Raw genomic sequence first — 12017 nt, forward strand, 5'->3', positions numbered from 1 at the left:
AATTCAGGGATGGGCATCATGAAAGGCAGCCACGGCGCTGCGAATGGCTTCGTATGCCGCGTCAATATCAGCCCAGCCGTCGAACTGCACCCATTTCCCCGGTTCGAGCTTCTTGTAATTCTCGAAGAAGAACTGGATCTGATTCAGCGTATATTCGCCGACGTCTGCAAGCTCCTTGATATTGCGCGTCGCGGGACAGACGCTGTCGACCGGCACGGCGATCACCTTCTCGTCCGGCCCCGCCTGGTCTGTCATGTTCATCAGACCGACTGGCCGGCAGGCAATCAGCGACAGGCGTTCCAACGGAAACGGTGCGATCACGATGATGTCGATCGGATCCCCGTCACGCGCGAGCGTGCGTGGAATAAAGCCATAGCTGGCCGGATAACGCATACCTGCGCTCATGATCCGGTCAACCTTAAGGATTCCGAACTGCTTGTCGGCCTCATACTTCACCGGTTCGCTCTGCGCAGGAATCTCGATGATTGCATTGACTTCGAGCGGCAGGTTTTCGCCCGCAGGAATGGCGTTGAAATCCATCACTGGCCTCCCTCTGCGCCGAGCGTGTCGTACTCGATGGGTGCGCGAGTATAGAAAAGACGGATACCGGCGTCGCGCAGCTTTGCCAGTAGCGCGTCGATCTTCGCATCGTCAGCAATCACCATCACCGCGACCGGCTGGTCCGTCAGTTCGAAGAATCGGGCTGCGTGAAATTTACCTTTGGCGTCCACTCCTTCGGCAACTTCAACGACAGTGGCACCCACTATGCCCATCTGCTTTGCCTCATCCAGCAGCCATTCGACTACTGTCATGTGCTCGACGCGATGACTCTGATTCGCCGCGTAAACGGTAAGCTGACTGCCTTTCATACGTACCTCCGCATCCGCGACCGGCGCGTCCAGACAGATGAAGACATGCGTGCACGCACGTCAGGCATTGCCCGACGGGGAAATAAAACTGATCGCATTGGAAAACCAGATTCGTGAATTTACAAACCTGGGCGGCGGAACGCCTTGACATGCCTACGCCGTCCTGACCCAGGAACCGGTAGGCATCATCAGCCCGCAATGGGGCAGTTAAAGGAGAATGCCATCTCCTTTTTCTATCTTAGCACGCTGCATAGGCGGCGACTACTGCCGCAGGCGCACCAGAACTTGCTGCCGCGGGGGTTTGATCACACGCAAAAACCGCGTTGCGAATTACCGGTAGTTTGGCTACAGTGAAAGCAGTTTGATCTACGGAGATGGCATTCTCCGCCAACCGCCGGCGACGCCCGGCTGATGATGCCTGCAGCTGTCCGGCACCCGGGTCGCTGTGGGGCGCGTTCTCTCCCCCGTTCGACCCGTGCCGGCGCATTTTTCTGTGTGCCGCTGACAGGAGAGACGAATGATCTCAATCGAGATTCCCGGTTACCACACGCTGAACCTGCGGCATCTTGTGCTCGACTACAACGGTACGCTGGCGGTCGACGGCCGGCTGCTCGACGGCGTCGAAGCACAGCTCATAGCCCTCATCCGAACAGTTGACCTCCACATCGTGACGGGAAACACATACGGCGATGCCCGCGAGCATCTGCGCGGGTGCCCGGCCGAGGTAGTCTGTCTGCCAGCCAGCGGACAGGCACAGGCTAAACGCGAGTACGTGCTGCGACTCGGCGCGCAACAGGTTGTGGCTGTCGGAAATGGGCGCAATGATGCCCTGATGCTCGGGCAGGCAGCGCTCGGTATCGCCGTAGTGGGTACCGAGGGTCTGGCCGGCGACGCGCTGCAGGCGGCCGATGTCGTCGTCCATCACGCGGTGGACGCTCTCGGACTGCTGCTGCATCCCAAACGACTCATCGCGACGTTGCGTAGCTGACGGGAGCTTCCAGATGGACTACGACGGTATCGGCGCGGGCAGCAATGTTCCGGCTTCGTTTAACGTGATCATCGAAATGTCGGCGTTCGGTGAACCAGTCAAGTACGAGGCCGACCCAAGATCCGGCCGCCTGCGGGTAGAGACGTTCATGATGACAAGCATGCGGTATCCGGCGAACTACGGCTTTATTCCGGACACCCTTGCGCCGGACGGACGGCCGCTCGACGCGCTGGTTGTTGCACCGTTCCCAATCGTTCCCGGCGCGGTGGTCGAGGCGCGCGCGCTCGGCACCATGCATCTGACCGACGAGCGCGGGCCGGACACCAAGGTGATCGCCGTACCCGTGGATCGCGTGTGCACGTCCACCACAAGAAGCCGCTCGCTCGACGATCTGCCAGAACCACTGCTGCACGAGTTTCGCCATTTCTTCGTGAATTACAAGGTGCTCGAACCCGGCCGCTGGTCCCGTTTCGAGCACTGGGGATCCGTCGAGGATGCAAACGGCGAACTGCTGCAGTCGATTGCGAAATGGCGCGAAGCATCTGCTTCATCAGAGTAATCACATAAACGCAATTCTTCGTTCGCTATCAGGATACCGGACGCGTTGCCGACGCCCGCCACGGTCGTTAGAATGAAGTCGTCACCTCGGGAGATGGCATACCTCCCTGAACCGCCGCATATCACATGCGGCTGATGATGCCTACAGTTCCTGGAGGGAGCTGCGGGTCATGCCGTTGCCTGTCCAGGCTTGTGTCTTTCCAGTACCCGACGACAGTGCAACGCGCCAGCCACGATGATCCTGCGCCCGGACCACACGCCGCACTGATGCTCTCAGACGGCGAGGTCGATTTTCTCTGGTGGTTCATCCAGGGCAGCATCATGGACGCCGACGTTCGGGCACGTCTTTACGACCATTGGGGAATGTGCCCTCGACATGCGCTGGCATTTTTTGTCGTCGAAGCGGCATTTCGTCCGCATCTCATCCACGGCAGCACGATCCTGTACACCGAACTGTTGCGCCGCGCCGCGCGGGTGCTGGGCGGAGATGGCCTGTACAGGCTCGTTCCAGCAGCGCTTGCGCGACACAGGCTGCGTTCATCAGGTCCATGCCACATGTGCGGGCTCGGCTATGGGCCGGACTCGGCAGGAAACGCCCCACCCGAACGGCTGGCAAAGGGCCGCGACCTTGCCAACGCGCGAGCCTTCGCGACCGACAATCGCGACGGATGGCTGCCGCATGTCTGCGGACAATGCGCCGACACCGATAGTCCCGTACGTTGCCGGCCACATCTCTTTCATGAGCTGGAACACGACGGATCAATTCCGATGCAATTTCATCGGGATACCGTCGAAAGCATCTGCACACACCTCGCGAAATTTGAACACGCCTTTCGCTGGGACAGCCGCGGCACCGATGCGGACACCGACCGGGGCGCGCTCGTGGCAGCAATCGGCTGGTGCAGCGGCTGGCGCGAAATACTCGCAACCTTCGATGGCGGCTAGACAACGAGACATCCATGCTACGCGACCACAAGCATTCCGCCTTCCCGTCCGACTATGCCAGGCGGATCGGTGAGGCATTCGTCCGCATCGACACCTGCCTCACCGATGCATTGCATTATCTCGATCCTGTTGCGCACCGCTCCCCATTTCCGTCTCGAGTCGCTGACGGCGTTCCGGTCCAGCATCAGATGATGCTGGATGGACTGAATCAGGTACGCGCAGCCATGTGTACGATTGTCGAGCGTCACGGCATCACGCTCCCCGCTCCGGAAACCGGTGCCATCAACGCCTGCCGGCTGCGTATCAGCGAAGCGATACTCTCGGTGTCTGAACTCGACCCTCGCATCGGCAGTCTTTCTCCCACCCTCACTGCCCATGGCCTCCCCGATGAGTTCGAAGAGGAAGCTAACCGCCTCGTGGCTCACCTGATGGCGCTCCTCGAAAGCGTACAGGCGTCGCTTGCGGGGGACGTCGCCGGTGCATCATCGGCCCCGACTGGCGGCGTGCCAGCCATGTCGCAGCAACCGGTCGACGCAGCAGCGTCCGTCCCGGCTCTCGTGATGGAGCTGGAGCGCATTACAGCCACACACGGTTTGGGTGAACTCCACCGGCGCACGATCGATTTCTCGCATCACCAGGCATCCGAAGACATCGTCGTCGGCTTCTTCGGCGCGGTCAGTGCCGGCAAATCGTCGCTGATAAACAGCCTGTTGGGCAGCGCGTTGCTACCGGTGGCCGCATTGCCGACAACCACGATACCAGTTGAAGTCCGTCGCGGTCGCACAGCGAAAGGCACAGTGGAATTTGTCGCGGCAAAACCAGAACCCATCGAACCGGGCCGTATAGCCGAGTTCGTCGACGACCACTACAACAATTCAAACGCGCGCCATGTCACGCGCATCGTGCTTGAAGCGCCTGCCGAACTGCTGGCCAGTGGAATCACGCTCATCGATACGCCCGGGGTAGACTGGGACGTATGGGACTCAACGCCGGGCGGCCCGACGACGGCCCCCTGGTGCGACCTGGCCGTCGTGCTCATATCGGCGACCGCCCCGCTGACATTGCGCGAAGCCGCACTGGTACGTCAGCTCAGCAATCGCGGCGCGCGCGTTGCCGTGCTGGTAACAAAGATTGATCTCGTCGAAGCCGACGACCGGTGGCGTATCTATGACCACGTCGTACGTGGTCTCTGGAAGAGCACTCACCTCGACGTCCCCGTATACCTGATCAGTACATGTGAAGACGACCCGCCCTGGCGGCGCGCCTGGATGGACGGCCCGTTCGCTGACACGCTCGCGCAATGCCGCGAGCAGCGTCTTGCCATGCGCAGTCGACAGCTTGCCGCGTTGCGAAGTAATGTCCTCGACGCACTGCAGATACGGCTCCTGTGGCGCTCGCCAGTCACACACGACTGCGAACAGGTAGACGAAATCATCGGCGCATTGAGCGCGATTCGTGCCGCGATCCAGGCGGCGGATCCTTCGCCCAGACATTCCGCCATGTTGCTCGACCGGACGATGGCCGGCCTCGCAAACGAGATTGCGCACAACGCTGCCGCCCTATGGTCTGAAACGCATGAAATGCTGTTCGATGCGACGCGCCTGGTCGAACTGGCAACCAATGCACGGGCGCTCGCGCTGGCAGGCACAGCGACCCGAACGCTCGAATCACTCCACGCGCGGGCGAACATTGCGTTGCATCACGCGGCGGATACGCTCGGGGCAGCACGGCTTCTACCGGGACTGCCACCGGGTGCCTACGTCGCGCCAGCCTTTGTATTCGACCGCCCGTTGCCGACCACGCTGTTGCCCCGCTCGCTCGGCTGGGTGATCGGTCGCTGGGGTTTCTATCTGAGTGCGCGCAACAGCCTGCTTCACAACGCTTCGACCGAGGTCATCCGGCGATCACTGTCGTCCTATCTTGATCTGCTCGACACATGGATGCGACGCTCGCTTGCCGGCCTTACCAAGGCACTTGACGAACATATCGTCCGCATTCAGGCCGCACGGAAGCGGGACGACCCCGAGACACTCCGGGCTGCCACCCAGCTGCATCGCGACATCGCCAGGCTGCTTTCAGCCGAGTTCAACTGACGTACCGTGCAGCCCAGCCAACGACGAATCGCCCGCTGTCAGGAGGCGCGTGCAGTCGTCCGCCCGGCTGGACGGCAGCGATCGGACCGGACGCTACCGACGCCCGTCGACACTTTGCTCTTCGCCAGGCACGGCGGGCGCGTCCTCCGGCACGCCAGCGCCTGGCGAACCTGGGACGGGGGCAATAGCACCCGGTTCGGGCGCGGCGTCCTCTCCAAATATCTGCAGGTAGAGATCCTGACCGAAACTCGTCTGCAGCGGCTCCGCCTCAATCAACCGGAAAGTGCGGACTCCGTCGTCCCGGCGTTCCGCCCTAAGGAACATCGATGGAAATTTTTCGTGTTCGTGCAGCTCATGGGCCAGCGAATACAGGTGCGTGACGAAGAAGATTTTCACGTGATGCTCAAGTAACGCATCCAGAATCTGCCTCCCGATGTCCGAACCTTCCCGCTCATTCGTCGACGCGAAAGATTCATTCGAAAGAAAAAGCGCATTCGCGACCATGTGGTCCACGATCTCGGTCATGCGCCGGAGTTCCTCGTCGAACTTCCCTCCACGCATCGACGAATCCTCTTCCCGCTTGTAGTGGGTAAAGATGGCCTGCGCGGCGTTGGCTTCGAATTCTCCGGCGCCCACAAACACGCCTGCCTGCAGCAGGATCTGCGCGATCCCGATGCTACGCAGGAAGGTCGACTTTCCGCCCTGGTTTGCGCCGGTCACAACAACAAGATCCTTGCCATTGGCGTCCGCATCGTTGCCAACCGGTGCCTGTTCCATTCTCAGCGCGAGGTTAACGTCGTAGAGCCCATGGTATCGATGCCTGCGCTCGCCCACTGTATGAGGAACCGGAAAGCAGACAGGCATGCCGCGACGTACCAGTTCATTGCGCAGATTCAGGCAGCCCAGGTAGAAACCCAGTTCCAGGGACAGCATCGAGAAGAAGCTCTTGATGTGGTCCGCGGACTGCGCGAGCGCGTTCGCGACGTGGTTTATGCCTCGCGCCTCAAGCTCGCCCAGTGCGCGTGCGCCATTCTCGTCCCGGTCCGCAATCCGGAACGTCCTGGACGGCGGCCGTTTTGCAAACATCCTCCTGAAAAGGTTCGGATCCTTTTCGTGCGGCTTGCGCAGCACATAATGTTCACCCTTGTTCCCCCGTCCGGGTCGCGCGCTGATCAGCACGCCGCCACTGAATCTGATCTCCTTCAGGCATCGCGTGATGGTGATGAAGTAATCGTCCGTCAGTTCCTCCCGCAGCATGGCGAAAAACCGTCTGAAGCCCGGGGACTCAAAGCGGCCCACGTTATCGTCAGCCAGCCTGCGAAGCCGTTCCAGGATCCCCGAAAACGTCTGCACAAGATCTCGGGCACCATGCAGGATGCCACTCGGCGAGGATGTCACCCCCCAATAGAAGCTCTTTCGTTCGGCTGCAATTGCTTCCACCGCGATCGCATAGATCTGCCTTGCAACGTCCTCATGTGCGATGCAGTCACCGAGCACTGCCTGCCGGTAAAGAATCTCGTCCACGTCGGACAGACTAAGTGGCAGCACCTTCTTCGCGATATCGAAAAGATACTCGTCGCCAGCAGCCATGACCTTATAGAGCGTATTCAGTTCCAGATCCTGGACCAGTGTGCGTTCGTTCCAGAACTCTTCCCTGCGCCAGTCGAAGTCTTTCCCCTCATGCAGCAGATAGGCTTTCATGATGCGAGGCGCTCCTTCAGGCGATCGTAGGTGAGTCCATATTGCTCAGCAACTGAAATGGCATAGGCGCGCCCATCCGCCAGGCGCCGTCTTACTCGAAAGGTCCGCGCTGACGGATTGTCGGGATTGATCTCACTCACCATGCTGACTGTCTGCGGGCCGAGCGTCGCCAGTTCCTCGATGAAAGTCACACAGACGCACAACGCGTCAAGCCTGACGATTTCGCCAATGATGCGGCGGCACAGGAACAATGCGTCGGCCAGCGTTGTCGAGCTGAAGATTTCGTTCATCAGGATGATGCTGCCGGACGTAGCGCGCTGCAGGATCCCATGCATGCGCATCAGGTCGTCCTGAAGCTTGCCACGCAGGTCTAGCGTGTTTTCTTCACGCTCGAAATGGGCAAAAAGCCTGTCATAGAGGTACAGACGGGAATTCCGGCCCGGCACCGGACAGCCCAGTTTTGCCAGGTAATGCAGCTGGCCAAACGTGCGAGCAAAGGTTGTCTTGCCTCCGTTGTTCGGTCCGGATACCACAAAAATCCGCTCGGCACCGTCCAAGCGCATGTCGTTGCAGACCACCGCGACCTTGTCGGCACAAAGCTTGTGAGCCAGGACAACATCGAACGTGTTTTCGCATTGCACCGCCTTGGTCGACGATGAAACCGTCGGATAGCTGAATGGCAGGCCGGCATCACGACATGGCTGGATATAGCTACGGTACGCAAGATAGAACTGGATCTCACGGTCGAAGGCCGAGATCGTCGGATCGAGATACCCGGCATACCGGCTGCGAAAGCCTTCAAGTAGCGCGAATGACTGGGGATGAAGTTCGGCAACGAAGTCGAGTATCTGCGCCTCGACGTGATTCATCTCCGGGTAGTCCTTCTGCGCGACGCTGCGGTCCTTGACCTCGCCCTGCTTGAACCGTTCAAAAATGCCCAGCACGTACGCACTGTAGTCCGACTCGCCGTCGTAATTCAGGACCGTGATGGCATTACCATTGATGTGTATGCAGTAGCGCACGCCGGCAAGCGCCGTACGTACCTCTTCGAGATCACGTTCGAGTCCGGTGAACACCTCCGAGCCAATGTATGACTGAAGCCAGGCATCGAACGCATGCAGGCCCCTTGATGCGGGACGCCCGTCGCGCAAGCCGGCAGAGAATGCCCTGACAGCCTGGCTGTACTGCGTCGCCGCCTCATGGAACCACCACTCCTTCTGTCGCCGGTAGTACAGCTTTTCGGCCTGTTCAAGGCTTGCCCTCATCTTGCGCATGGCAAGAGCAAATGCCTGAATCGATAGGAACACGTTGGTGTTGTCAAGGTCCCGCATGACCTCGTGCCGAAAGATAATCGCGTCTTCGCGCGTGAGCTCCGTGCGGAAGAACGGCACCAGCTTGTACTCGTCGTAGCCCCGCGTGGCCTCGTGCACAAACTGGTCCAGATTCAGGTCACCAAAAAATTCCGGCTGATCGACCTCGCCGGACGGAGGACCATCCTCTGGCGTCTCGAAGAGAATGCTGTGGAATGCCACTGTCTTTCCCCCTGCGCTCATCGCGCACGCCATAGCGCACGCAGCCAGCCGGGCCCTTTTTACAGGAAGCCAGGCTGGGCGAACAGAGAACCGGGAACACCGCGGACGCGGCGCAGGCACACGAAGGGGAAACGCGATTTTTCGCGCACACCTACAGCACCCGTTCCCAGGCCTGTAGGCATCATTAGCCCCGAAGGGCGGTTTTGGAGGAATGCCATCTCCAGCTGTGCAGACAGTTTACGCTGACGGACTCCGGCTTACAACAAGACAGGAGCGACGTCGCAAACTCTACACGCAACACGAGCGGCCGGAAACGTTCACCGGCATTTGCGCGCTTCAATGAGACATCAGTACAGGTATCGACCAGTTGTGCAGCAGATCCTGGCTCACACTGCCGAAGAAGCGTTCGGCAAACGACGAATGGCCGAAAGCGCCGGCGACAACCAGGTCCGCCCGCTGCCGGTCAATACACGTGAAGAGGGTGTCGGTGACGTTCGCGTCGTCGACATCCGGCCACGTGAAAATCTCCGAACCTATTCCGTGCCGGTCTAGCCACTGCTGAACGCGTTGCGGCGCAGAGTCGATATGATCAGATGGCGGTGCGTATTCGAATACCGTTACCTGAGTGGCGTGAAGAAGCATCGGGAGGGCATCGTGCAACGCGCGCGTGGACTCCCTGCTGGAGTTCCATGCGATAACCACGCTCTGTCCGACCGGGACCGGCGTCCAGTTGACCGGCAGTACCAGCACGGGCACACCCGCGTTCGCAACAATTTCGTCGGGGATAGCACTTACAGTCGTATCCGCAGCGTTCGTTCCGCGCTGCGACGCGACGACAAGATCCGCGTAATGCGCGTAGAAGTCCTTCCAGCTTGTTGTCCGCTTTTCAGCGACGCGGTATTCGCCTGCCAAGGATGCTGAATGCAGCTTCTCTTCGAACACCTCCTGAAGGCGCAAGGCGCGCTCTGCAAATTCGTTACTGAATGCCTCCTGTGCCGACACGTCAACGCCGATCAGGCGTGCGTCAAACCGGCGACAAAGCGTGGCCGCCAGCTCGAGGCGATGATCCGTGTCCCGACCCGGATCGAGAAATACCAGAATGTCCTTGTAACCCATGGCTCCCTCCTGCAGGAAAGTGTCAAACATCTGCGCTTGATCAGTGCTGGAGCAAAAAGCTGGCCGGTGCGATGCGTGTCCTCGGGAAACAACCGCCCACCTTATGACCGCGCGCCGTATCGCCCCGCCAATCGCCTGGAAACCCCGTTCTTTCGCCTTTCCGGACAACTTGCCGCACGCGACCTCCTTGATCTAAACTAGCGTGTCTGGGAGATGGCATGCCTCCGATAACTGCTGACGCAAGTCAGCTGATGATGCCTGTGGGTCCTTGCGGGAAGAAGGACGGAAGGCATTGCGTGCTGCGTTTTTCCTCCCTCAAGGTTTGAGTTCTTCAGGCCAGAGTTCCAACTCTTTCGAGCGCACGAATCTTCATTGCATGGCACGTGCCTAGCCAGGCCGATGACTGGCTTTTATACACGCGCCCCAATCTTCGGCACACACGCTGCGTGCCGCGGTTGTGTTCGCCCGGACGATAATCGTTGCGGTGACGAAATTTCGTGTCTCACGGCCTGCCGTGATACCGGTGATCCTATGGTTGACCGTGAGGGCTTTCGCCCAAACGTGGGCATTGTGCTCGTCAACGCCCGCAACGACGTCTTCCTCGGGCGGCGGGTGCGCGACCACAAGTGGCAATTCCCGCAAGGTGGCATAGACCGAGGAGAGACACCCGTCGAAGCCATGTACAGGGAGCTTTATGAAGAGATTGGCCTTCTTCCCACTCACGTCAAGATAATTGGCCGAACGCGGGACTGGCTACGCTATGAAGTCCCTGAGTCGTTCCTCCGGCGCGGCGACCGTGGCAATTTTCGTGGCCAGAAACAGATCTGGTTTCTGCTGCGTATGGTCGGCAGTGATGGCGACATCTGTCTACGGAATACCGATCACGCCGAGTTCGACGGATGGAGCTGGAGAAAATACTGGTCGCCTGTGGACTGCGTCGTCGAGTTCAAGAGGGGAGTGTACATGGCTGCTCTGACTGAACTATCGCGCTTTCTGCGCCGTCCATCGACGTTTCATCGACGCGCAATCACTGCCGTCTGACAAGGGCAAACGCTGGCCGTTTCCATAATGCGGGTGCCGTCTGCCACCTCGCGACGAGCAGGCCTCAGTCACCGATTGCCTCCAGAATGCGAATACCCAGCAGGTGGAACTAATGAGAATTGAATCAATCCTTTCCGGAGGGAAACTATTGCGCCCGTCGGTCGAGCGCGACGGTGATGGACATTATCTTTGGGTCGTCTCGGTGTCCTCTCCCAATCCATCAAAACCCGGCTCTGATACCGTCGTCTACAAAGGCAGTTGCGACGCCGCCCCCGCCGACGAAGCACTCGACATCGCCGCCGATATGGCCAGTCAAATCGCGAAACAGTTAGCCGACGTCGACGATGAATAAAGTCGATGCCTCGAGCGGGATCGCTTAGCCTGATACGCAATCTTTAATTGCAGCTTCGACCGGTGCAACGGCGGGTTCTACGCCCGGCTCGCACCGTTCAAAATAGTGTCTATGAACACCCGCCTCTCTACTTCACCTTGCAAACGCAACGGTTCATTCCCAGGTAGCGCCCATGACGAAAACGCGCGACGAACTCAATCAGTCGTCGCGCTTACGTTCATCATGATGGTTGGAGAGATCGTTGCCGGTTACCTGACGGGCTCGATGGCGCTGCTTGCCGATGGTTTCCACATGGCAACGCATGCGGGCGCGCTCGGGACTGCCGCAGGAGCTTACGCCTACGCCAGGCGGCACTCGGCCGAGCGTGCTTTCAGCTTTGGCACGGGCAAGGTAGGCGAGCTCGCCGGCTTCGCTTCCGCCCTCATCCTGGCCCTCGTATCGATAGCGATAGCGATCGCCGTCGAGTCACCCGGTCCCGCCGGAAGTCACGTGCCCGGTATCTGCTGAAGCAACGCTGCACATTACCGGCCCCGCAGCATCGGACGTCTCCCTCCACTCACGTTGCGGGCCGGGCTTTCGCGCTGCGCGTCGAGCCGCGTACCGCGTCTCGCCCCTGACGGGCATCAATCCCTGACGCAACCCCTTGACCCCTGAACAGCCGGGTCAGGTGGAGGCCGCACACGCGGCCCCCACGATCGCGCTCGCCGCGCGGCGGCTCATCCCGGTCAAACCCGGAGCTTCGCAGCCGCCTGCCCCCTGAGTTCCCGCCCGACACCCGCGACCGTAGCCGATGGCCGCCCGGCGTCAAGGGGCGAGGGACCG

10 protein-coding genes, 2 pseudogenes and 5 riboswitches are annotated in these 12017 nt (G+C 60.1%); of the genes and pseudogenes, 7 read left to right on the top strand and 5 right to left on the bottom strand.

The window, feature by feature from the left end; translation table 11 throughout:
• Window positions 1–3: 3 nt before the first annotated feature.
• Window positions 4–540: an inorganic diphosphatase gene (ppa, locus tag NE850_RS00425; protein ID WP_310698217.1), complete on the bottom strand. Its 537-nt coding sequence runs from the start codon at window positions 538–540 to the stop codon at window positions 4–6.
• Window positions 540–869, bottom strand: coding sequence for a DUF190 domain-containing protein (locus tag NE850_RS00430; RefSeq protein ID WP_310698218.1), 330 nt, complete (start codon window positions 867–869; stop codon window positions 540–542). Before NE850_RS00430 ends, ppa begins: the two co-directional genes overlap by 1 nt.
• Before the next feature lie 172 nt (window positions 870–1041).
• Window positions 1042–1106: riboswitch (Fluoride riboswitch) on the bottom strand.
• Between the two features lie 124 nt (window positions 1107–1230).
• A riboswitch (Fluoride riboswitch) is annotated at window positions 1231–1297 on the top strand.
• Between the two features lie 89 nt (window positions 1298–1386).
• Here NE850_RS00430 and NE850_RS00435 point away from each other — a divergent pair.
• The 4 genes from NE850_RS00435 to NE850_RS00450 all read left to right on the top strand — a co-directional run bounded on the left by NE850_RS00435 (window position 1387) and on the right by NE850_RS00450 (window position 5453).
• A complete protein-coding gene (locus tag NE850_RS00435) occupies window positions 1387–1857 on the top strand; it encodes a hypothetical protein (RefSeq protein ID WP_310698219.1) in 471 nt (156 codons plus the stop codon).
• Window positions 1858–1870: 13 nt separating this feature from the next.
• Window positions 1871–2416 (top strand): inorganic diphosphatase, encoded by a 546-nt coding sequence (locus tag NE850_RS00440; protein ID WP_310698220.1) that lies wholly within the window; start codon window positions 1871–1873, stop codon window positions 2414–2416.
• 80 nt (window positions 2417–2496) lie between these two features.
• Window positions 2497–2567, top strand: a riboswitch (Fluoride riboswitch).
• A gap of 64 nt (window positions 2568–2631) precedes the next feature.
• Window positions 2632–3360, top strand: a complete 729-nt coding sequence (locus tag NE850_RS00445; protein WP_310698221.1) for a hypothetical protein — start codon at window positions 2632–2634, stop codon at window positions 3358–3360.
• Window positions 3361–3374: 14 nt separating this feature from the next.
• Window positions 3375–5453, top strand: a complete 2079-nt coding sequence (locus tag NE850_RS00450) for a dynamin family protein (protein ID WP_310698223.1) — start codon at window positions 3375–3377, stop codon at window positions 5451–5453.
• 93 nt (window positions 5454–5546) lie between these two features.
• Here the strand turns inward: NE850_RS00450 and NE850_RS00455 are convergent, their stop codons facing one another.
• The 3 genes from NE850_RS00455 to NE850_RS00465 form a co-directional block, all read right to left on the bottom strand.
• Window positions 5547–7154: a MutS-related protein gene (locus tag NE850_RS00455; protein ID WP_310698224.1), complete on the bottom strand. Its 1608-nt coding sequence runs from the start codon at window positions 7152–7154 to the stop codon at window positions 5547–5549.
• Complete coding sequence (locus tag NE850_RS00460) at window positions 7151–8707, bottom strand: MutS-related protein (protein WP_310698225.1); 1557 nt, start codon at window positions 8705–8707, stop codon at window positions 7151–7153. Before NE850_RS00460 ends, NE850_RS00455 begins: the two co-directional genes overlap by 4 nt.
• Window positions 8708–8854: 147 nt before the next feature.
• Window positions 8855–8917: riboswitch (Fluoride riboswitch) on the bottom strand.
• A gap of 105 nt (window positions 8918–9022) precedes the next feature.
• A complete protein-coding gene (locus NE850_RS00465) occupies window positions 9023–9802 on the bottom strand; it encodes a universal stress protein (RefSeq protein ID WP_310698226.1) in 780 nt (259 codons plus the stop codon).
• Window positions 9803–10002: 200 nt separating this feature from the next.
• Window positions 10003–10070, top strand: a riboswitch (Fluoride riboswitch).
• Window positions 10071–10333: 263 nt separating this feature from the next.
• Between NE850_RS00465 and NE850_RS00470 the strand changes: the two are divergent.
• From NE850_RS00470 to NE850_RS00480, 3 genes and pseudogenes are all read left to right on the top strand, one after another.
• Window positions 10334–10810, top strand: a pseudogene (locus tag NE850_RS00470) (RNA pyrophosphohydrolase); the annotation flags it as partial.
• Window positions 10811–10955: 145 nt separating this feature from the next.
• A complete protein-coding gene (locus NE850_RS00475; protein ID WP_310698227.1) occupies window positions 10956–11195 on the top strand; it encodes a hypothetical protein in 240 nt (79 codons plus the stop codon).
• Window positions 11196–11306: 111 nt separating this feature from the next.
• A pseudogene (locus tag NE850_RS00480) lies at window positions 11307–11651 on the top strand (cation transporter); the annotation flags it as partial.
• Window positions 11652–12017 lie beyond the last annotated feature (366 nt).

It is taken from the genome of Paraburkholderia sp. USG1, from assembly GCF_031570135.1.
GTDB lineage: Bacteria > Pseudomonadota > Gammaproteobacteria > Burkholderiales > Burkholderiaceae > Paraburkholderia > Paraburkholderia dioscoreae.